We start from the raw sequence: 20,992 nt of genomic DNA, 5'->3' as shown, positions 1-20,992 counted from the left end.
GCGTCAGCGGGCGACCCGGGCCAGGCCGCGGCGCAGCGCCGGCACGACCCGGTGGCGCCCGGTGACCGGCACGCTCCAGACCCCGTGACCGGCGACCTCCCACCCGGCCAGCAGCGCGTCGGCGGCCTGCCACCCGGTGGTGGCGGCGCGCTCCATGAGCGCCACCGGCAGGGCGCAGCGCACGCCGTCGCCGGCGAGCACGACGCGGGGGTCGGGGGTGACGACGCCCGGGCGCGCGGACCACGGGTCGGTGCCGGCCATCGGGCAGTCCTCGCGCACGAGCCACTCCTCGTGCACGACCCCGGCGCCGTCGAGCTCGGGGTGCAGGCGCGAGAGCTCGGCGCGCAGCCGCGCGCGCAGGTCGGCGTCGTCGGTGCCGGCGGGCACGGCGTAGGCGTGCAGCTCGACCACGGACCCCGCGTGCCGTCGCGACCAGCGCGCGGCGCCCTCCTCGAAGAGCTCGAGCACCGAGACGTTGTCGAGGGGACCGAAACCGCTGGTGGCCAGGAAGGGCGGGCTCCCCGCGGCGACGCGGCGGTCGAGCCACAGCCGCCAGACCGCGAAGGACGGGGCCGAGGTCTGGGCGGCCAGCGCGCCGCGCCAGGTCGCGTCGCCCAGCCATCCGGCGTCGCCCACGAGGCGCTGCAGCGGAGCCCGGTCGGTGGCCAGGACGACGGCGTCGGCCGTGAGCTCCTCACCGTCGCCGGTGACCACGACGACCCGCCCGTCGGCTCCCTCGCGCAGGGCGGCGGCGGCGCAGGAGGTGCGCACGTCGACCCCGAGCCCGGCCAGGTGACGTCCCAGGGGCGCCCACAGCGAGGTGTCGTAGTCGTCGGTCGGCACGTCGAAGAGCAGGCCCTCCGACGAGCCGAGGAAGTAGGCGTGGAACATCGCCACGAGCTCGCCGCCGGAGAAGTCGCGGGGGTCGGCGAAGAACGAGCGGGCGAAGACCTCCAGGGCGAGGTGCCGCGCGTCGTGGGGGAAGCGCAGCCGGTCGAGCACCTCGGCGGCGCTGATGCCGTCGTGCTCCACGAACGTGCGCGGGAAGGCGACGTCGAGCAGGCCCATCGCGGCGTGCACGTCGACGGCGGCGAGGTCGCGCAGGCGGAAGCTCGGCGAGCGCGCGACGAAGGCCATCATGTTCAGCGGCGGGGTCCGCGGGATGTCGCTGAAGGAGTCAGTGGGCCCGTCGGCCAGCACCAGCGGGTAGTCCTCGACCGCGCGCAGCCGCTCGAGCGCGGGGTCGGCGCGGCGCAGCAGCGACCGCAGGTTGTAGTACTGGCGGAAGAAGGCGTGGAAGCCGCGGCTCATCGTGGTGGTGCCGCCCCCGGCCTCGACCGGCCAGGCCGCCACGCGTCCGCCGAGCTGCGGCGTCGACTCCAGCAGCCTCACGCGTACGCCGCGCTCGGCCAGCCCGGTCGCGGCGGCCAGGCCGGCGATGCCGCCGCCGACCACCACCACGTGGTGGCGACCCGCGTCGTCGGCGTCGTGCGGGCCGTCGACCGGCGGGTGCCACACGGCCCGAGGGTCGACGCCGGGGCGCCAGGCGCCGGTCGCGCCGCTCGCGGCGGGCACGTCAGGCCGTCCCTGCGGCGCGGGGTCGGCGTCCGTGGAACGTGTGCAGCACGTCCTTCTGCCAGCCCCCGAAGGTGCGGCTGCGGACCTGCTCGAGCCCGGCGGCGACCATGCGGCTGCGGAAGCGCTCGGCGCCGTCGAAGTCGACCACGCTGCGCCACAGGTAGCGGTAGATGCTGCTGCGGGGGGCGGTCAGCAGGCCCAGCGGCACGACCACGCCCCAGCACACGACGTCCCACTTGACCCGTCCCGAGCGGCTCTCCTCGACGCTGTACTCGTGCACCACGAGCGACCCGCCCGGCACGAGCAGGTCGCGCACCTGGGCGAGCAGCCGGTCGCGGGCGTCGACGTTGCGGAAGAGGTAGGCCGCGAAGACCCCGTCGTAGCCCTCGACCGGGGCACCGCCGGGCGCACCGGGCGCGAGCGAGGCGGGGGTCAGAGTCTCGGCGTTGCCCTGGAGGAACCGCACGGCCCCGCGCCACGGCTTGCGACGGGCCTGGGCGAGCATGCCCGCGGAGCCGTCGACGCCGAGCAGCTCGTAGTCGAGGCCGGCGTCGCGCAGCGCGGCCTCCAGGGCCGCGGTCGAGGCTCCCGAGCCGCAGCCGAGGTCGGCGACGCGCACCGGCCGGTCGAGGTCGCGGGGCAGCGCGGCGACCAGCACGTCGGCCGACGCGCGCAGGTGGGCGTGGTAGCCCGGGTTGAGCGCGACCATGAGGTCGTAGGTCGAGGCGACGCCGTCGAAGGCGTCGGGCACCGCGTCGAGGTCGACCCCGGTGGTGCGGGAGCTGGCGGCGGTCGAGGGGGTCACGGGGTCTCCTGGAGGGACGGGGTGCGGGCGCGGCGGTCCTCGCGCTCGCCGAGGCGGAGCCAGACGAGCATGGTCAGGGTGACCATGCCGAAGCCGAAGGCGAAGTCCTCGACCGGGATGTCCCACGGGAAGCGGATGCCGGTCATCTCGGCCTCCTCGTAGAGCACGATCGGGTCGGAGAGCTTGGTCAGCCAGCCGTCGACGGGCACCTGGAAGCCCAGCACGATGAGCATGGCCAGCCAGTAGCGGGCGGTGCGGAAGACGCCGGTGCGCAGCCACAGCAGCTCGACCAGGACCACGACGAGCACCGACAGCACGGCCGGCACGGTGTAGAGCAGCATCAGCGCGCACCTCCGCGGTGCACGACCAGCGCCGCCTCGCGCAGCCCGGCCCCGGCGCGCAGGGCCCGCAGGCCCGCCAGCACGTTGCCGACGGCCTCCAGGGTCAGCAGGCCGCAGATCGGGATGACCACGAAGAAGGCCAGCTCCTCCAGCGGCATCGCGAAGGGCAGCAGGATGCCGGTGGTGAAGCGCTCGCTGTAGTCCCACATGCCGCTCTCGATGGCCAGGACGTCCCAGACGGAGTAGACGACCACCACCGGCAGCAGGGTGAGCAGGAGTCGTCGGGGCCGGCGCCAGACCCGCGCGCCGAGCACGAGCTCGAGCGGGAGGGTGATCAGCAGGCAGCCGGCCAGGACGAGCAGGTACTGGTACTGGTCCACGCGCTCCCCCGGGTCAGGGCGGCCGGCGGCCGCTGCTGCGACTCTAGAGGACCGCCGGGAACGCCCCGCACGCACGACGACGCCCTCCCCGCGGGTGCGGGGAGGGCGTCGGGTCGGTCGTGACGGGTGGGTCGCGGCGGGTGGCTCGCGGCGGGTCAGCGCCGCCCGAGGAGCCAGCGCAGGACCAGGAGCGCCCCGAGGCCGGCGGCGGCCTGGCGCCAGTAGGTCCTGGCCAGGATCGGGATGACCGCGGCGCCCAGGTCGAGCGCGTCGTCCTGCGGCGGGGGCGCCGCGTGGCGCGGCGCCGCCGAGACCGGCGCAGGGGCCGCGGGTGCCGCAGGCGCGCCCATGGCCGACGGGGCGCTGGTCTCCCCCGCCGGGGCCGAGGCCGCCGCCGGGTCCACGGGCGGGGCGGCCGCGGCCGACTGCGCCGCGACCTCCTCGGCCGACGGTCCGCTCAGCCGCTGCTCCAGGCAGCCCACGAACTGCCCGAGCAGCTTGTCGGAGACGTCCTGCATGACGCCACGGCCGAACTGCGCCGGCTTGCCGGTGATCGCCAGGTCGGTGAGCACCTCCACGTCGGTCGACCCCGGGGTCTGCGACGAGGCCTGCATCGAGAGCTTCACCTTGGCGCCGGCCGTGCCGTTGCCGCGCTTGTCCTTGCCCTTCGCGTCGACGACGAACCGGTGGTCGGTGTCGTCCTTCTCCACGAAGGTGCCCGAGCCGTTGTAGACCAGGGCGATCGGGCCGAGCTTGACCTTGCAGGAGCCGGTGAAGGTGCTGTCCTCGACCGAGGTGACGGTGGCGCCGGGGAAGCACTCGGCCAGCCCCTGGATGTCCTGGAAGTGCGCCCAGGTCTCCTCGACGCCGGTGGGCACGGTGAAGCGGTGGGTGAGGTCCACGGGCCTCAGGCCCCCGCTGCCGCGAGCACCGCGCGGCGGGTCAGCACCGTGGCCAGGTGGCTGCGGTACGCCGCGTCGCCGTTGAGGTCGGAGGGCGGGTTGGCGCCCTCCGTGGCGTGGGCGGCGGCCGCCCGCACGGCCTCGTCGGTGGCCGGCTGCCCGCGCAGGGCGTCCTCCACCGCACGGGCGCGCAGCGGGGTGGATCCCATGTTGGTCATGCCGACGCGGGCCTCGGTGATCACCCCGCCCTCGGCCTTGACCGTGGCCGCGATGGCCACGATCGGCCACTGGTGGGCCACGCGGACGAACTTCTCGTAGTGCGCGCCCCAGCCGGTGTGCTTGGGCACCCGCACCGCGGTGAGGATCTCGTCCTCGCCGATGGCGGTCTCGAAGAGGTCGACGAAGAAGTCGTCGGCCTCGACGGTGCGCGAGCCGTTCGGGCCCTGGATGACGAACTGCGCCCCCAGCGCGAGCGCCGGCGCGCCCAGGTCGCCGGCGGGGTCGGCGTGGGCCAGGGCCCCACCGAAGGTGCCGCGGTGGCGGATCTGGAGGTCGGCCAGGTGCTCGACCGCGCGGTGGATGAGCAGCGCGTGCTCCTCCACCAGCGGGTCGTGCTCCACGACCGAGTGCTGGGTCATCGCGCCGATGCGGATCGCGTCGCCGTCGTCGGTGATCCCGCGCAGGGAGTCGATGCGGTTGAGGTCGATCACCATCTCGGGGGCGTTGAGCCGCATCCGCAGCACGGGGAGCAGGCTCTGGCCTCCGGCCAGGATCTTGGCGTCGTCACCGTGCTCGACGAGGGCCGCGACGGCCTCCTCGACGGTGGTGGGCGCCAGGTAGTCGAACTGTGCGGGGATCATGCGTCCGCTCCTCCGGTCGTGCGGTCGACGGTGCCTTCCATGCCGGTCGAGGGGTCGAAGTGCGGCGCGGCCGCACCGACCGTCTCGGCCTTCTGCCCACCTCGGGCGTCGTTGATGGCCTTCCACACGCGCTCCGGCGTGCACGGCATGCGCACGTCGTCGACGCCCAGCGGGCGCAGCGCGTCGACCACGGCGTTGACCACGGCCGGGGTGGAGGCGATCGTGCCGGCCTCGCCCACGCCCTTGGTGCCCAGCGTGTTGGTCGTCGCCGGGGAGGTGGTGTGGTCGAGGTCGAAGCTGATCGTGTCGGCCGCCGTCGGCAGCAGGTAGTCGACGAACGAGCCGGTCACCAGCGTGCCGGCGTCGTCGTAGACCGCCTCCTCCCACAGCGCCTGGGCGATGCCCTGCACCAGGCCGCCGTGCAGCTGGCCCTCGACGATGAGCGGGTTGATGATGTTGCCGATGTCGTCGCAGGCGGCGTACTTGCGCATCGTCACCTGGCCGGTCTCGGTGTCGACCTCCATCGCGCACAGGTGCGTGCCGTGGGGGTAGTTGAAGTTCACCGGGTCGAAGGTCGCGTCGGAGTCGAGCGAGGGCTCCACGCCGTCGGGCAGGTTGTGCGCCGCGAAGGTCGCCAGCGCCACCTCGGCCATGGCCAGGCCCTGGTCGGTGCCCTTGACGCTGAAGCGTCCGCCGGAGAACTCCAGGTCGTCCTCGGAGGCCTCCAGCAGGTGGGCCGCGATGACCTTGGCCTTGTCGATGACCTTGTCGGCGGCCTTGACGATGGCCTCACCGCCGACGACCAGCGAGCGCGAGCCGTAGGTGTCGAGGCCCTTGTGGGCCACCTGGGTGTCGCCGTGCAGGATCTCGACGTCCTCGAAGGCCACCCCGAGGCGGTCGGCCACGATCTGGCTGAAGGCCGTCTCGTGGCCCTGGCCGTGGGCGGAGGCCCCGGTGAGCACCTCGACCTTGCCGGTGGGCAGCATCCGCACGCTGGCGTGCTCCCAGCCGCCGGCGCCGTAGTCGAGGGAGCCGAGCACCCGCGAGGGCGCCAGGCCGCACATCTCGGTGAAGGTCGACACGCCGATGCCGAGCTGGACCCGGTCGCCGGACTCGCGGCGCCGCTTCTGCTCCGCGCGCAGCTCGTCGTAGCCGAACATCGCCTTGGCGTTGGCCGTGGCGGCCTCGTAGTTGCCGGAGTCGTACTCCAGGCCGGCCACGGTCGTGAACGGGAACTCCTCGTGCTTGATCCAGTTCTTCTCACGCAGCTCGAAGGGATCCACGCCCAGCTCGGCGGCGAGGTCGTCCATGATCCGCTCGATGCCGAAGGTGGCCTCCGGGCGCCCGGCGCCGCGGTAGGCGTCGGTCCAGGTCTTGTTGGTCAGCACGGTCTGGCAGTTGAACTGGTAGGCCGGGAACTTGTAGATCGCGTTGAACATGAAGGCGCCGAGCACGGGCACGCCGCCGCCGATCAGCGAGACGTGCGAGCCCAGGTCGGCCAGCAGCTCGACCTTGAGCCCGGTGACGGTGCCGTCCTTCTCGGCCGAGATGGTGAGCTTCTGCCACTGGTCGCGCCCGTGGTGGGCGGCCATCAGCGACTCCGAGCGGGTCTCGGTGTACTTGACCGGCTTGCCCAGACGACGCGCCAGCAGGAAGGTGATGAACTCCTCCGGCGTCGTCTGCAGCTTGCCGCCGAAGCCGCCGCCCACGTCGGGGGCGATCACGCGGATCTTCGACTCCGAGACGCCGGTGACGGCGGCGAGCAGGAACTTCAGGATGTGCGGGATCTGGGTGGCCGACCACATGGTGATCTGCTCGCCCGTGGGGTCGACGACCGTGGAGCGCGGCTCCATGAAGGCCGGGATGAGGCGCTGCTGGCGGTACTCCCGCTCGAGCACGACGCCGTCGGCGCGCGCCTTGGCGATGGCCTCGTCGACGTTGCCACCGGTGCCGGCCTCGGCGGAGTCGAACTTCCAGAACGCCGACTTGTTGGTGCCCAGGTCGGGGTGCGCGAGCGCGCCGCCGTTCTCCGGGGTCGCCTCGGCGGCGGCCTTGAGCTCGAGGGCGGCGGGCAGCTCGTCGTAGTCGACGTCGACCAGCTCGGCGGCGTCGCGGGCCTCGGCGGCGCTGCGGGCCACGACGACGGCCACGATCTCGCCGGCGAACACGACCCGGTCGACGGCGATCGGCGGGTGGGCCGGCGCGACCTGGTCGGGGGTGATGGGCCAGGCGTTGGGCAGTGCGCCCTGCACGTCGGCGACGTCGGCGCCCGTGATCACGCTGACCACGTTGGGCGAGGCCTCGGCCGCGGACTTGTCGATGCCGGTGATCCTCGCGTGGGCGAAGGGGCTGCGGACCATGGCCACGTGGACCATGCCGGGCAGCACGATGTTGTCGGTCCACCGGGTGCGCCCGGTGATGAGGCGCTGGTCCTCCTTGCGGCGGCGGTCGCGCCCGATCTCCTTGGCGGCCTCGGCGGGACGCTCCTGGGTGGCGGTCACTGGGCACCTCCGGCGGCCTGGGTGACGGCGGAGCCGCCCGCGGCGCCCTGCGAGGCCGCGTGCTGCACCGACTTCACGATGTTGTGGTAGCCCGTGCACCGGCAGAGGTTGCCCTCGAGCCCGAGGCGGATCTCCTCCTCGCTCGGGTCGGGGTTGTCCTTGAGCAGGTCGACGCTCTGCATGATCATGCCCGGGGTGCAGAAGCCGCACTGGAGGCCGTGGCACTCGCGGAAGGCCTCCTGCACGGGGTGCAGCCGGCCGTCCTGGGCCAGGCCCTCGATCGTGGTGACCTCCGAGCCGTCGGCCTGCACGGCCAGGACGTTGCAGGACTTCACGCTGGTGCCGTCGAGGTGCACGGTGCAGGCGCCGCAGTTGCTGGTGTCGCAGCCGATGACGGTGCCGGTCTTGCCGAGCTTCTCGCGGAGGTACTGCACGAGCAGCATGCGCGGCTCGACGTCGTCGGCGACCGTGGCGCCGTCGACGGTGAGGTTGATCCGGGTCATGGACTCTCCCTGAGGGTGACTGTGGTGCGCATCACGCTAGGTCGGTCTGGTTGGTGCTGGGTTGGCCTCCGGCGGGCCGTCTCATCCGGGAGGGATCAGCCGTCGGCGGCGGCGAGGCGGCCCTTCAGCAGCGGCAGCGCGGGGTGGGGGCCGGGCTGCGCGGACAAGGTCGCCACGCAGCGCTCGACGACCTCGGTGTCGTAGGGCGCGAGCTCGCCGTAGCGCAGCACCGCGTCGGGCTGGGGGTCGGCCAGGAGGGCCTCGCGCAGGGCGACCGCGACGTACTCCCCCAGCTCGCTGAGGGCCGGGGAGTTGGTGCCGGGCAGCAGGTCGCCGCCGTAGGCGTCGACGGCCGCGCGGACCTGGCCGCGGCGCAGGAGGGCGAGCACCTGCTCGACGTCGGTGGCCACGGGCATCAGCAGCCGGTAGGGCCGCGAGGAGAGCTGCCCGTCCAGGGCGGCCCGCAGGTGGGAGACCTCCGCCTTGAGCGTGGAGAAGGTGACGGCCTGGTCGCCGTAGACCATCGCGTGCAACTGCTCCAGCGACAGCCCACCGGGGTGCAGCGCCAGCAGCGCCAGCACCTCGGTCTGGCGGCGGTTGAGCAGCAGGCGCTGGCCGTCGAGGCGCGACTCGGCCGTGCCGAGCAGGGTCATCACCAGCCCGGGGTCGCCGGTCTCCTCCAGCAGTGCCGCGGCGGGGTCGTGGTGGGTGTGGGGCATCGCGCCCTCGATGAGGCGCGCCATGACGCGCGCCGTGGCCATGCCGATCGGGTGGGTGCGGTCCCAGGTGGTGGAGAGGTCGAGCACGCCGAGCTGGCGCCCGGTCACCGGGTCGTGCAGCGGGGCGGCCCAGCAGACCCAGTTGTGCACGATCGAGGCGTAGTGCTCGGCGCTGAAGACCATGCTGGGGGCGTCGAGGCGGTTGGCCAGGTCGAGGGCGTTGGTGCCGGCCGAGCGGTCGTCCCAGCGGGCGCCGGCGACGAAGTTGACGCTCTCGGCCTTGCGGCGCATCACCCGCCCGCCGTAGGTCCACAGGATCCGGGTCTCGGGATCGGTGACCGCGACGACCAGGTCGCCGTCCTCGGCGGTGCGGCGCAGCTCGGACTCCACCCGCTCGACGGCGACGGCCAGCGGCGACTCGCGCCAGTAGGCCTCGGTCTCGCCCTCGTCGGCCAGGGGCGCCTCGGTGAGGTCCTTCGAGACCGCACGCGACGAGCGGGTCCAGCTGGTGAGGATCTCCGGGCGCACGAGGGCCTCGGCCTCGTCACCACGCTCGACGAAGGAGGTCCAGGCGCGGACCGCGTCGTACCTGCGCGCCTGGAGGTCGCTGCCCGTCATGCCCACCCCTGACCTCTCCGCCCGGCACGAGCCGGCATCCCGCCTGGTCTGGGCCCAACGTAGCACCGGGCGGGTGATCGCGGTCACACCTGTTCACCTCGTCGTGACGGCCCCGGGCGCCGCTCCGGCCCGGGGGTCAGACCCCTAGCGCGGGCCGGTCGTGGTGGTGGATCCGGCCGTCGGTGCTCGCGAGCCGCTCGCCGCTGCCGCCCCAGCGCCCGGCGATGATCTCGGCGGCGATGCTGATCGCGGTCTCCTCGGGGGTGCGGGCGCCCAGGTCGAGCCCGATCGGGCTGGAGAGCCGGGCGATCTCGGCCTCGGTGAGTCCCACCTCGCGCAGCCGCGCGAGGCGGTCGTCGTGGGTGCGGCGCGAGCCCATCGCCCCGACGTAGGCGACCTCGGGCAGGCGCAGGGCCACCTCGAGCAGCGGCACGTCGAACTTGGGGTCGTGGGTCAGCACGGCGAGCACGGTGCGCCCGTCGACGCGACCCGCCTCGTGCTCGGCGGTGAGGTAGCGGTGGGGCCAGTCGACGACGACCTCGTCGGCCTCGGGGAAGCGGCTGGCCGTGGCGAAGACGGGCCGGGCGTCGCAGACGGTGACGTGGTAGCCGAGGAACGCCCCGACCCGGGCCACGGCCGCGGCGAAGTCGATGGCGCCGAAGACGAGCATCCGCGGCTTGGGCGCGAAGGCCCACACGAAGACCCGCATGCCCTCGCCGCGGCGCTCCCCGTCGGGGCCGTAGCCGAGGACGGCGCTGGTGCCGGTGGCGAGCAGGCCGAGGGCGTCGTCGCGCACCGCGTCGTCGGCGCGCGGCGAGCCGATGCTGCCCGCGGCCAGTCCCTCGGTCTCGGGGCGCACCACGACGCGGCGCCCGCGCCACGCGGGGTCGGGGTGCTCGATGACGGTGGCCACGGCCACCGGACGCCCCTGCGCGATGTCGTCGGCGATCTCGGCCAGCTCGGGGAAGGTCTCGCGGCTGACCTTCTCGACGTAGACGTCGAGGATGCCGCCGCAGGTCAGCCCGACGGCGAAGGCGTCGTCGTCGGAGACGCCGTAGCGCTCGAGCTGCGGGGTGCCCGAGCCGACCACCTCCTGGGCCAGCTCGTAGACCGCGCCCTCGACGCAGCCGCCGGAGACCGAGCCCACCGCCGAGGCGTCGGGGCCCACCAGCATCGAGGCGCCGGGCGGGCGCGGCGCCGACTGGAAGGTCGCGACGACGGTGGCCACGCCGACGGTCTCGCCGGCCTCCCACCACTCCATCAGCTCGGGCAGCACCTCACGCACGACCGATCACCTCGCACAGCTCCGTGTAGGTCGCCAGCGAGTGGCCGGCGACGAAGTCGTCGACGTGCGGCAGCACGGCCAGCACGCCCTGTTGCACCGGCGCGTAGCCGGCCTTGCCGCGGTGAGGGTTGACCCACACCACGCGGTGGGCGACGCGGTGCAGCCGCTCCACCTGCTCGGCCAGCAGCGCGGGGTCGCCGCGCTCCCAGCCGTCGCTGAAGACGACCACGACGGCCCCGCGGGCCATGCCGCGCTGGCCCCAGCGGTCGAGGAAGAGCCGCAGCGACTCCCCCAGCCGGGTGCCGCCCGACCAGTCGGGCACCGTCTCGCCGGCGGCGACCAGCGCCCGCTCGGGGTCGCGCAGCCGCATGGCCCGGGTCAGGTGGGTCAGTCGGGTGCCGACGGTGAAGGTCTCGACCGACCCCGCGCGCCCGGCCGCGTCGGCGGTGGCCAGGGTGATGCGGTGGGCCAGGCGCAGCAGCGCGTCGGCGTAGCCGCTCATCGACCCCGACACGTCGACCAGCAGCACCACGCGCCGCGGGCGGGTGGCGCGGCGCCGCCACGCGATCTCCGAGGGCTCCCCCATGCGGCGCAGGCTGGCGCGCAGCGTGCGGGCCGCGTCGACGTCGCCGCGGTGCCACCCCTGGTGCCGTGGCGTACGCCGCCGCGGCGGGCGCACCCGCAGCGTCGCGAACATCGCCGCGAGCCGGGCCTTCTCGTGGTGGGTCATGCCGGCCACGTCGCGCTGGCGGAGCACCTCGGTGTCGCTGGCCATCGCCCGGACCAGGTCGGCGTCGGCCTCGGAGCCCGCCCCGCCCGCGGCGTCGGACTCCGGCAGCTGCGACGCGGTCGGGGCGGTCGGCGGGGTGGGCACGGTGCGGGGCAGGCCGTCGCGGGCGTTGAACCACGCCTCGAAGACCTGGTCGAAGCGCACCAGGTCGTCGGGGCCGGCGCACAGCGTGGCCCGGCCGGCCCACCGGGTGGCGTCGACGTCGTCGAGCCCGACCACCGACGCGGCGGCGAGGAAGGTCTGGGCGCGGTCGGAGGTGACCCCGACCCCCGCGGCGCGCAGCGCGCGGGTGAAGGCCAGCAGGATCTCGTCGGCCCCGTGACCGGCCCCGTGACCGGCCCCGCGACCGGCCTCGTCGGGGGCCTCCCGGGTGTCGGTCGGCACGCTCACGCCGTGAGCACCCGGTCGAGCGCGTGGCGCACGCGCTCGGCGTCCTCGCGGTACTTCACCAGGGCGCCCAGCGTGCGGGCGGCGGTCTCCAGGTCGAGGTGCTCGGCACCGAGGTGCTCCAGCGCGCGCGCCCAGTCGAGGGTCTCCGCGACGCCCGGCGGCTTCTGCAGCGAGCCGCCCTCGCGCAGCTGCTGCACCAGGGTCACCACCTGGCGGGCCAGGGTCTCCGACACCTCGGGCGCGCGGGAGCGCACGATCTCCACCTCCCGCTCCAGGCCCGGGTGGTCGATCCAGTGGTAGAGGCAGCGCCGCTTGAGGGCGTCGTGGAGCTCGCGGGTGCGGTTGGAGGTGAGCACCACGATCGGCGGGGTCGCCGCCGCGACGGTGCCGAGCTCGGGGATCGAGACCTGGTAGGTCGAGAGCACCTCGAGCAGGAAGGCCTCGAACTCGTCGTCGGCGCGGTCGACCTCGTCGACCAGCAGCACGGCCGGGCTCTGCTGGAGGGCCGCGAGCACGGGACGGGCGAGCAGGAAGCGCTCGTCGTACAGGCTCTTCTCGGCCTCCTCGGCGTCGGCGCCGCCGGCGGCCTCGAGGGCGCGCAGGTGGAGGATCTGGCGGGGGAAGTCCCAGTCGTAGAGCGCCTGGGTGGCGTCGATGCCCTCGTAGCACTGCAGCCGCACGAGGGGCAGGTCGAGGGTCTGCGCGAGCGCCTCGGCAAGCGCGGTCTTGCCCGTGCCGGGCTCGCCCTCGAGCAGCAGCGGGCGCTCCATGCGCAGGGCGAGGAAGGCGACGGTGGCGAGGTCGTCGTCGCAGAGGTAGCCCGTCGAGCCCAGCAGCGTCGCGACGTCGGACGGGCTCGCGGGAGGGGTCGGCTGCATCGGCCCACCGTAGACGGGGCGGTGTTGGTCCCGGGTTGGCCGGTGGAGGCAGACTCGGGGCGTGAGCGTGCCCGAGCCCAAGACCTGCGCGTCGTGCGGGCGCACCATCGAGTGGCGCAAGAAGTGGGAGCGCGACTGGGACTCGGTGAAGTACTGCTCCACCTCGTGCCGCCGTCACGGCGTCACCGACACCGACCGCCGGCTCGAGGCCGCCATCCTCGACCTGCTCGCCGCCCGCGCCCGCATGTCGACGATCTGCCCCTCCGACGCCGCCCGGGCCGTCGGGCCGGCCGAGGACGAGGGCTGGCGCGAGCTGATGGAGCCGGCGCGGCGTGCGGCCCGGCGGCTCGTGGCGGCCGGCGAGGTCGAGATCACCCAGGGCGGCCGCGTCGTCGACCCCTCCACCGCCAAGGGCGCGATCCGGATCCGTCGGGCCCGCTGAGCCGGTCAGTCGACCAGCGCGCGGGCGGAGTCGAGGAAGCGCCGACCCAGCGCGTCGGCGCCGAAGGAGAGCACGTAGAGCCCCGTGGAGACCCGCTCGAGGTAGCCCCAGTCCCAGACCGCGTCGGCGTCGTGACCGGTCGCGTCGGCGAGCCTGGCGGCGTAGTCGCGCAGCACCCCGCGCGGGTCGGGACCGACCAGCCGCGAGGTCCAGTCGCGCAGCGCGACCCCGAGGTCGTGGGCGGGGTCGCCGCGCACCCCGTCGGGGTCGACGAGCACCCACCCCGCAGGGGCGCCGGGTCGCGGGGTGCGCACGCGCAGCGCGTTGGCCGGGTGGGGGTCGCCGTGCAGCACCACGTGGCGGGCGGGGTCGTCGGCCCCGGCGCGCCGCTCGGCGGCGTCGAGGGCGGCGGCCAGCACGCGGGGGTCGCAGGGCCGGCCGAGGTCGGCGTCGCGGCGGCGCAGCAGTGCGGCCAGCGCGAGGGCGCGCTCCCCCGGGGGCGGCGGCGGGCCCTCGGGCAGCGGCACGGTCCAGGCCTCGCGCAGGGTGGCCGCCAGCACCGCGAGGGCGTCGTGCGGCGCGAGGGGCGACTGCTCCAGCGACCCGCCCAGCGCCTCGAGCAGCAGCGCGTCGTGGCGCTCGTCGTGGTCGTGCAGCAGCACGTGGCCGCGGCCGTCGGCCCGTCGCAGGGCACCGGCCTCGTCGGCCAGCGCGGGGTCGGGCAGGCGCAGCTTCAGCACCCGCTCCTCGCCGCGGGCGGTCCTCGCGCCCACGACGTACGACGCGCTGCCGCCGGGCAGCCTGCGCCCCGGTGTCAGCCCCCAGCGCGCGCAGAGCTCGGCGAGCACGGCGGGCAGGCCGGCGGCCCAGGCGCGGGCCGGCTCGCCGAGGTCGGCGACCCGCGCGCGCGTGAGCGGCTGCAGCCGCACGGGGGCGGTCGGTGCGGGGGGCACGGGGTCCACCGGGGCCACGCTCAGCGGCTGTCGACGTCGCGGCCGGTGGCGAGGTCGGAGCAGTCGACGAGCTCGACGGGGTGGCTGCGCAGGTAGTCGCGGGCCCCACGGTCGCCGGTGGCCCCGGCGCGCACCCCCGCCCAGTGGTCGCGTCCGAGCAGCACCGGGTGGCCGGGTCCCTCGGCGTAGGAGGCCCGGGCGAGGGTGGCGGCACCGCGGGGCTCGGCCAGCAGCCGCCGCAGCACCGCGGGACCCACGTCGGGCAGGTCGACCAGGCTGACGACGGCGACCTCGGGCGGCCCGCCCCCGTCACACCCGTCGCGCCCGTCACTCCCGAGGGCGGCGAGACCGGCGGCCAGCGACGCCGACATGCCGCGGTGCCAGTCCTGCGCCACCACGTGGTCGGCGCCGGTGCCCTCGAGCCTGGCCACGGCCTCCTCCACGGCGGCGCCGAGCACCACGGTCACGGTGTCGCATCCGCCGTCGCGCAGCGTGGCGACCCCGCGCACCAGCCAGTCGTCGACGAGCGCCTTCGGCGTACCCATCCGCCGACCGGCGCCGGCGGCCAGCAGCAGGCCGGCGACGGTCACGGTCGTGCGCTCACCGGTTGAAGGCCTCGGCGTAGAGCTGCTCCTGGGCCGGGGTGGCCAGGTCGCTGAAGCCGCAGACCATCACCTGGGCGCCGTCGGCGGCCACGAGGTAGCGCTCGCCGACCTGGAAGTCGACCGCGGAGACGAGGGCCTGGAGGTCCTCGCTCGGCGCGGTCACCTCGACGGTGTCGGTGGAGCGGCCGGCGAAGAACTCCGAGGGCTCGAGCACCGCCGTGCCGTCGACCAGCTCGGTCACGGTGCCCTCGAAGGCCAGCGAGGCGCCCGCCAGGACCTCGGGGGTCGGCACCATGCAGCGACCGGCCGGGGCGTCGGCGACCTCGAGGCGGGTGACGCTGGGCTCCGCGTCGCCGGAGACGGCGGGGGCGTCGCCGGCGGTGGGCACGTCGTCCTCGTCGTCGGCGCCGAGCAGGGCGCCCACCCCGAGCACGCCGATGAGGGCCACCGCGGCCGCGGCGACCAGCCAGGTCAGCGGGCTGCGGCCGCGGGTGCCGCTGGCGCGGTTCTCGCCGGTGGTGGTCGAGACGTCCTCACCGTGACGGGGCTTGCTCATGACGTCCTCCAGGAGTCGGGCCACCCGCGCGGGGTCGGCCGGCGGCAGGGAGACGGCCGGGTCGGCGCCGCGCAGGAGCGCGCGCAGCTCGGGGTCGTGCTCCGCGTCGGGCTGCGGGTCGGGCTGCGGGTCGGGCTGCGGGTCGTCGGTCATCGGCTGCTCCTCCCTCTCGTCCCCTCATGTCCGGCGGCGCGCTCGTCCTTTCGGGCGGCGAGCTCCTCGCGCAGCCGGCCGCGGGCGCGGTGGAGACGGATGCTCGCGGCGTTGGCGCTGATGTCGAGCACGACGGCGAGCTCGGCGGGCGTGAGCTGCTCCCACGCCCACAGCCGCAGCAGCTCGGCCTCCTCCTCCCGCAGCGCGGCGAGGGCGGCGTCGAGGTCGGCGGCGAGGTCGGGGTCGGTGACGGCGTCGTGCCCCGGCCCCGCGGTGCTGGCCCGCGGCGGGTCGACCACGGCGATGCGCGCGGCCACGCGCTGCTGGCGACGGCGGCCCCGCTCGGCGTTGGCCAGGCAGTTGCGCGCGACGCCGTAGGCCCAGGGCAGCGGCTCGTCGGGCAGCTGGTCGGCGCGGCGCCAGCAGACGAGCAGCGTGTCGGCCAGCACGTCCTCGGCGGTGTCGGCGTCGGTGCGGCGGGCGAGGAAGCGACGCAGCGGCTCGACGAGGGTGGGTGCGAGCTCCTCGAAGCGCGCGCGGTCGCGGGCGTCCTGCTCGGCGGGGTCCACCACTCCAGCCAAGCACAGCAGGGCCCCCGCCGGAGCGGGGGCCCTGCCGGTGGTGCGGGTGCTACGGGTGCTGCGGGTCGTGCGGGGCGGGACTCAGAAGTCCATGCCGCCCATGCCGCCGGAGGGGTCGCCACCCATGGGGGCGGCCTTCTCGGGCTTGTCGGCCACGACGGCCTCGGTGGTGAGGAAGAGCGCCGCGATGGAGGCGGCGTTCTGCAGCGCGCTGCGGGTCACCTTGGCGGGGTCGATGATGCCGGAGGCCAGCATGTCGACGTACTCGCCGGTCGCGGCGTTGAGGCCGTGGCCGGGGGTCAGGTTGCGCACCTTCTCCGCCACGACGCCGCCCTCGAGGCCGGCGTTGACCGCGATCTGCTTGAGCGGGGCCTCGGTGGCGTAGCGCACGATGTTGGCGCCGGTGGCCTCGTCGCCCTCGAGCTCGAGCTTGTCGAACGCGGTGGCCGACGCCTGCACCAGGGCCACGCCGCCGCCGGCGACGATGCCCTCCTCGACGGCCGCCTTGGCGTTGCGCACGGCGTCCTCGATGCGGTGCTTGCGCTCCTTGAGCTCGACCTCGGTGGCCGCGCCGACCTTGATGACGGCCACGCCGCCGGCCAGCTTGGCGAGGCGCTCCTGGAGCTTCTCGCGGTCGTAGTCGGAGTCGGACTTCTCGATCTCGGCGCGGATCTGGTTGACCCGGCCCTCGATCTGGGCGGCGTCGCCGGCGCCCTCGACGATCGTGGTCTCGTCCTTGGTGATGACGACCTTGCGGGCCTGGCCGAGCAGCTCGATGCCGGTCGACTCCAGCTTCAGGCCGACCTCCTCGGAGATGACCTGGCCGCCGGTGAGGATCGCGATGTCCTGCAGCATGGCCTTGCGGCGGTCGCCGAAGCCCGGGGCCTTGACGGCGACGGACTTGAAGGTGCCGCGGATCTTGTTGACGACCAGGGTCGACAGGGCCTCGCCGTCGGTGTCCTCGGCGATGATCAGCAGGGGCTTGCCCGACTGCATGACCTTCTCGAGGATCGGCAGCAGGTCCTTGACGCTGGAGACCTTCTGGTTGGCGATGAGGACGTAGGGGTCCTCGAGCACGGCCTCCATACGCTCCATGTCGGTCGCGAAGTACGCCGAGATGTAGCCCTTGTCGAAGCGCATGCCCTCGGTCAGCTCGAGGTCGAGCCCGAAGGTGTTCGACTCCTCGACCGTGATGACGCCTTCCTTGCCGACCTTGTCCATCGCCTCGGCGATGATCTCGCCGACGGTGGTGTCAGCGGCGGAGATCGACGCGGTGGCGGCGATCTGCTCCTTGGTCTCGATCTCGGTGGCCATCGAGAGCAGCTGCTCCGAGACGGCGGCCACCGCGGCCTCGATGCCGCGCTTGAGACCCATCGGGTTCGCGCCCGCGGCCACGTTGCGCAGGCCCTCGCGGACCATCGCCTGGGCGAGGACGGTGGCGGTGGTGGTGCCGTCGCCGGCGACGTCGTCGGTCTTCTTGGCGACCTCCTTGACGAGCTCGGCACCGATCTTCTCGTAGGGGTCCTCGAGCTCGATCTCCTTGGCGATGGAGACACCGTCGTTGGTGATCGTGGGTGCGCCCCACTTCTTCTCGAGGACGACGTTGCGCCCCTTGGGGCCGAGGGTCACCTTGACGGCGTCCGCGAGCGTGTTCATGCCACGCTCGAGGCCGCGTCGGGCCTCCTCGTTGAAAGCAATCAGCTTCGACATAACTCCTGCGATCCTTCGCATGGGACGTGCGTGGACGGACCGGCTCGTTGCCCGCGACGGACGATCTGGCCGATCCGGCGGACCCTTCCCGCCGACGCTGCAGACCTCAACCCGCCGGTCCTGATGTCTTGGCAGTCTCCAGAGGAGAGTGCCAGCATCATGTTTAGCACTCGCCCTGGGCGAGTGCAAGAAATCAGGGGGCGGTCGACGCGGCGCCGAGGGCGCCGACGACGACGTCGGCGAACGCCTCGGCGTTGCCCGGCACGAGGTCGAGGTAGAGCCCGGGCTCGATCAGCTCGACCTCGCTCACCGCCAGGGCGCCGTCGACCTCGAGGAGGTCGACGCGGGCGTAGGGCAGCGGGCGGCCGAAGCGCTCGCCCAGCCAGGCGGTCGCGCGCTCCGCGAGGTCGACCGCCGCGGGGTCGAGGGGCACCGGACGCGAGCTCCCGCCGTACTGCGGGTGGACGCGGAGGTCGTCGGAGGGAGCCACCTTGTCCACCTGCGAGACCACGGCGCCGTCGAGCACGAACAGCGAGCGCTCCCCCGTCGTGCGCACCGACGCCACGACCGGCTGCAGCAGCCAGGGCCCGGCGCCGAGGTCGGCCAGGCGGGGGTCGTCGGTGCGGGCGGCCACCACCAGGCCCACGCCGCCGGCGCCCGTGCGCGGCTTGAGCACGACCTCACCGTGCTCCGCCAGGGCCGCGGCCAGCGCGACGGCGAGGTCGGGGTCGTCGACGAGCCGGGACGGCACGACGGGCAGGTCGGCCGCGAGGTCGAGCAGGTAGGCCTTGTCGGCGTTCCAGGCGAAGACGTCGGCCCCGTTGAGCAGCGGCGCCTGCCGGCCCACGCGCTCGGCCCAGGCCAGGAACTCCGGGAGCCGGCGGTGGTAGTCCCAGGTCGACCGCACGGCGACCAGGTCGGCCCCTGCCCAGTCGACGGTGTCGTCGGACCAGGAGACCCACCGGGCGTCGACGCCGCGCCGGGCCAGGGCGGGCGGGAGCAGGTCGCCCCCGCGCTCGCCGTCGGGCAGGAGGTCGAAGGTGGCCAGCAGCACGGTCGTCACACCACGAGCCTGCCGCACCCGCGGGCTCAGCCCGGCGGCAGGGCCGGGGCGCGGTGACCGAACGGCACCTGCTCCGCGACGCCCAGGGCGGCGAGCACCGAGGGCAGCATCGCCTTGGCGGTGCGCTTGTAGCCCAGGGCGCTGGGGTGGAAGCGGTCGAGGCTGAACATCTCGTCGGGGTTGGTGATGAAGAACGGGCCCACGCAGTGCGCCAGCGACACCGCGTGGGCCCCGGCGGCCACCGCCGCCGTCATCTGGGCGGCGGCCAGCTGGCGCGAGGCGCGCGAGCCCAGCGCCCGCAGCGGCTGCGGCACCGGCCGCAGCAGCCCGAGGTCGGGGCACGTGCCGACCACCACCGCCGTGCCGCGCTCGCGCAGCAGCGCGATCGCCTCCTCGAGGTGCTTCACGCTGTCGGCCACGGGCACGCGGTGGGTCACGTCGTTGCCGCCGACGACGATGACGGCCACGTCGGCGCGGTACGACGCGGGCAGCCCGGCCAGCTGCGCGGTCAGCATCGAGCTCTCCGACCCGACGACCGCGCCCGTGCGCAGCCGCACCGACCGGTGGGTCGCCTTGGCCAGCCCCTTGGCCAGCCGGCCGCCGAGGGTCTCCTTGGGCCGGTCGGCGCCCAGACCTGCCGCGATCGAGTCGCCGAGCAGCAGCAGCTGCACGGGGTCGCCGTAGGACTTCTTCCACGTGCGGTCGGCGTCGGGCGCCACCTCGCCCAGGGGCTTCCCGATCAGCCGGCGCGCGTGGTCGGCCTGGCGGTGGAGCAGCTCGCGCGCGCCGATCCCGAGCCCCCCGGTGGCCGCGCCGACCGCCGCGGCGGCCACACCGACCGCGACGAGCCGGTGGCGCGTCGAGCGGGCGTGGGTCGTGGAGGGGGCGTGGGGCATGGGGACGTTCAACCAGGTGCTCCTGAACGGGCGGTGTCGTGGGCGTGGAGGCGACGTGTCGCCCAGCCGGACCCCTCGACCCGGACCCCGACCGCACCACGGTCGCAGACACCCCCACATCGGGCCGCTTCCCCGGGAGCCGCACCTCGGCGCCGGGGGCCGACAGGGCTAAGCCGACAGGGCTCAGCCGACGCGGACCAGCGTGGTCCAGCCGTGGGGGTTGGTCCAGGCGTAGGTGCCGTCAGGGTTCCGGTGGTAGCGCCAGGGTGGACTGCCCTCCGAGCCGGTGGTCTTGAGCCGGTGGTGGTGGCGGCACAGCGGCGCGAGATTGGAGGGGTGCGTCTGGCCGGGTCTGCCGCCGTGGTCTGGGTCTCGGTAGGGCTGGATGTGGTCGAGGTCGCAGCGTCGTGAGGGCACGGTGCAGCCGGGGAACACGCAGCGTGGGTCGCGCAGGGTGACGTGTTCGCGCATCCAGGGTGGTGGGTCGTGCCGGTGGTGGGGTCGAGGTCGATGACGGGGCGCACGTAGACCTTGGTGCCAAGGAGCCAGCGGCGCAGGGTGGTGGTGGAGACGACGCCGAGGCCCTCGATGGTGGCGACACCGGGTGGTGGGCCGGTGCGGTCGATCTGGGAGAGGTGGATGGTCTCGTGGTGGCGGTGGACCGCTGTGGGGCGTAGGTCGGGCCCGGTGGTGCCGTACGGGTCGTCCGCAGGCTGCTCGTCGGCGGGCTGCTCGTTCGCGGGCTGTTCGTCGGTGGCCGGGGCTTGGCTTCGAGACGCTCGCTGCGCTCGCTCCTCAGCCACCGGGGCCGGGGCCTGTCCGGCGGTGGTCTCGGGGTCGTTGCCCGCGGCGGGGCGTCGAGACGCTCGCTGCGCTCGCTCCTCAGCCACCGGGGTCGTGGCCTGTTCGGCGGATGTGGTCTCGGGGTCGCCGCCGGGGTCGAGAAGGGAGCCCGTCGAGACGCTCGCTGCGCTCGCTCCTCAGCCACCGGGGTCGTGGCCTGTTCGGCGGATGTGGTCTCGGGGTCGCCGCCGGCGGAGGCCTGGCTTCGAGACGCTCGCTGCGCTCGCTCCTCAGCCACCGGGGTCGTGACCTGTCCCGCGGGGACGGTCTCGTGGTCGGCGGGGGCGGGGGTGGGGAGGTCCCGGGGGTCGGGTGGGGGCTCGTCGGCCGGGGCCTCGGCGGGTGGCGGGGGCTCCACCGGCGCTGGTTCTTCTCCGTTCATGCGGGCTGTGTCGAGGGCGGCGAGGGTCTCGGCACGCTCGAGGTCCTCGGGGCGCAGGTGGAGGTAGACCACCCGCTCCTTCGCCGTCGTGGGCTCCACCGAGTCCAACGCGGTCAATCCTTGGGCGCGGTCGGTGATCACCCCGAYCGCCCTGGCTTTACGGACCTCCAGCGACTCGACCACGGCTCCAGTGGTGCTCTGGTGGCGGCCGAGCTCGGCGGCGGTGGCGCAGATCAGGTCGTGGAACAGGTCGTGGAA

At 74.5% G+C, this 20,992-nt stretch carries 21 protein-coding genes; 1 reads left to right on the top strand and 20 read right to left on the bottom strand.

Annotated features, from left to right (window positions below):
- Positions 1-3 precede the first annotated feature (3 nt).
- From ASF47_RS20180 to ASF47_RS20125, 12 genes are all read right to left on the bottom strand, one after another.
- A complete protein-coding gene (locus ASF47_RS20180; RefSeq protein ID WP_056865889.1) occupies positions 4-1,518 on the bottom strand; it encodes an FAD-dependent oxidoreductase in 1,515 nt (504 codons plus the stop codon).
- 58 nt (positions 1,519-1,576) lie between these two features.
- Complete coding sequence (locus ASF47_RS20175; RefSeq protein ID WP_056865842.1) at positions 1,577-2,383, bottom strand: class I SAM-dependent methyltransferase; 807 nt, start codon at positions 2,381-2,383, stop codon at positions 1,577-1,579.
- Positions 2,380-2,724: a lycopene cyclase domain-containing protein gene (locus ASF47_RS20170; RefSeq protein ID WP_056865841.1), complete on the bottom strand. Its 345-nt coding sequence runs from the start codon at positions 2,722-2,724 to the stop codon at positions 2,380-2,382. The genes ASF47_RS20175 and ASF47_RS20170 overlap by 4 nt, the downstream gene beginning before the upstream one ends.
- Positions 2,724-3,104, bottom strand: coding sequence for a lycopene cyclase domain-containing protein (locus ASF47_RS20165; RefSeq protein ID WP_056865840.1), 381 nt, complete (start codon positions 3,102-3,104; stop codon positions 2,724-2,726). Before ASF47_RS20165 ends, ASF47_RS20170 begins: the two co-directional genes overlap by 1 nt.
- A 155-nt stretch (positions 3,105-3,259) precedes the next feature.
- Positions 3,260-4,006, bottom strand: a complete 747-nt coding sequence (locus tag ASF47_RS20160) for an SRPBCC family protein (protein ID WP_056865839.1) — start codon at positions 4,004-4,006, stop codon at positions 3,260-3,262.
- Between the two features lie 5 nt (positions 4,007-4,011).
- Positions 4,012-4,866, bottom strand: coding sequence for an FAD binding domain-containing protein (locus ASF47_RS20155; protein WP_056865838.1), 855 nt, complete (start codon positions 4,864-4,866; stop codon positions 4,012-4,014).
- Positions 4,863-7,367, bottom strand: a complete 2,505-nt coding sequence (locus ASF47_RS20150) for a xanthine dehydrogenase family protein molybdopterin-binding subunit (protein WP_056865837.1) — start codon at positions 7,365-7,367, stop codon at positions 4,863-4,865. Before ASF47_RS20150 ends, ASF47_RS20155 begins: the two co-directional genes overlap by 4 nt.
- The gene (locus tag ASF47_RS20145) at positions 7,364-7,870 is read right to left on the bottom strand and encodes a (2Fe-2S)-binding protein (RefSeq protein ID WP_056865836.1); all 507 of its coding nucleotides are present in this window, start codon (positions 7,868-7,870) and stop codon (positions 7,364-7,366) included. Before ASF47_RS20145 ends, ASF47_RS20150 begins: the two co-directional genes overlap by 4 nt.
- Before the next feature lie 95 nt (positions 7,871-7,965).
- On the bottom strand, positions 7,966-9,207 hold the full coding sequence (locus ASF47_RS20140; RefSeq protein WP_056865888.1) for a helix-turn-helix domain-containing protein: 1,242 nt from the start codon (positions 9,205-9,207) through the stop codon (positions 7,966-7,968).
- A gap of 136 nt (positions 9,208-9,343) precedes the next feature.
- A complete protein-coding gene (locus ASF47_RS20135) occupies positions 9,344-10,492 on the bottom strand; it encodes an XdhC family protein (RefSeq protein WP_056865835.1) in 1,149 nt (382 codons plus the stop codon).
- Positions 10,485-11,672 carry a vWA domain-containing protein gene (locus tag ASF47_RS20130; protein ID WP_235558823.1) on the bottom strand — a complete coding sequence of 396 codons (1,188 nt, stop codon included), beginning with the start codon at positions 11,670-11,672 and terminating at the stop codon, positions 10,485-10,487. Before ASF47_RS20130 ends, ASF47_RS20135 begins: the two co-directional genes overlap by 8 nt.
- Entirely contained in the window at positions 11,669-12,550 is an 882-nt protein-coding gene (locus ASF47_RS20125) for an AAA family ATPase (protein WP_056865834.1), read from the bottom strand. The genes ASF47_RS20130 and ASF47_RS20125 overlap by 4 nt, the downstream gene beginning before the upstream one ends.
- Positions 12,551-12,611: 61 nt before the next feature.
- Between ASF47_RS20125 and ASF47_RS20120 the strand changes: the two genes are divergently transcribed.
- Complete coding sequence (locus ASF47_RS20120; RefSeq protein WP_056865833.1) at positions 12,612-12,992, top strand: DUF2256 and DUF3253 domain-containing protein; 381 nt, start codon at positions 12,612-12,614, stop codon at positions 12,990-12,992.
- Between the two features lie 5 nt (positions 12,993-12,997).
- Here ASF47_RS20120 and ASF47_RS20115 read toward each other — a convergent pair whose 3' ends face one another.
- From ASF47_RS20115 to ASF47_RS20080, 8 genes are all read right to left on the bottom strand, one after another.
- Complete coding sequence (locus ASF47_RS20115) at positions 12,998-13,954, bottom strand: aminoglycoside phosphotransferase family protein (protein ID WP_162242303.1); 957 nt, start codon at positions 13,952-13,954, stop codon at positions 12,998-13,000.
- Between the two features lie 11 nt (positions 13,955-13,965).
- The gene (locus ASF47_RS20110; protein WP_082500570.1) at positions 13,966-14,535 is read right to left on the bottom strand and encodes a nucleotidyltransferase family protein; all 570 of its coding nucleotides are present in this window, start codon (positions 14,533-14,535) and stop codon (positions 13,966-13,968) included.
- Positions 14,536-14,545: 10 nt separating this feature from the next.
- Positions 14,546-15,259: a hypothetical protein gene (locus ASF47_RS20105; protein ID WP_056865831.1), complete on the bottom strand. Its 714-nt coding sequence runs from the start codon at positions 15,257-15,259 to the stop codon at positions 14,546-14,548.
- Positions 15,256-15,828 carry an RNA polymerase sigma factor gene (locus ASF47_RS20100; protein ID WP_056865830.1) on the bottom strand — a complete coding sequence of 191 codons (573 nt, stop codon included), beginning with the start codon at positions 15,826-15,828 and terminating at the stop codon, positions 15,256-15,258. The genes ASF47_RS20105 and ASF47_RS20100 overlap by 4 nt, the downstream gene beginning before the upstream one ends.
- Before the next feature lie 93 nt (positions 15,829-15,921).
- On the bottom strand, positions 15,922-17,550 hold the full coding sequence (gene groL / locus ASF47_RS20095; RefSeq protein WP_056865829.1) for a chaperonin GroEL: 1,629 nt from the start codon (positions 17,548-17,550) through the stop codon (positions 15,922-15,924).
- A 193-nt stretch (positions 17,551-17,743) separates the two neighbouring features.
- Positions 17,744-18,613: an ATP-grasp domain-containing protein gene (locus ASF47_RS20090; protein WP_056865828.1), complete on the bottom strand. Its 870-nt coding sequence runs from the start codon at positions 18,611-18,613 to the stop codon at positions 17,744-17,746.
- A 26-nt stretch (positions 18,614-18,639) separates the two neighbouring features.
- Positions 18,640-19,509 (bottom strand): SGNH/GDSL hydrolase family protein, encoded by an 870-nt coding sequence (locus ASF47_RS20085; protein ID WP_082500569.1) that lies wholly within the window; start codon positions 19,507-19,509, stop codon positions 18,640-18,642.
- Positions 19,510-19,692: 183 nt separating this feature from the next.
- Positions 19,693-19,980: an HNH endonuclease signature motif containing protein gene (locus ASF47_RS20080; RefSeq protein WP_056865827.1), complete on the bottom strand. Its 288-nt coding sequence runs from the start codon at positions 19,978-19,980 to the stop codon at positions 19,693-19,695.
- Positions 19,981-20,992 lie beyond the last annotated feature (1,012 nt).

The sequence above is a fragment of the Nocardioides sp. Leaf285 genome (assembly GCF_001422955.1).
Classification (GTDB): domain Bacteria; phylum Actinomycetota; class Actinomycetes; order Propionibacteriales; family Nocardioidaceae; genus Nocardioides; species Nocardioides kribbensis.
This window is presented reverse-complemented; position numbering and strand designations above follow the sequence as displayed.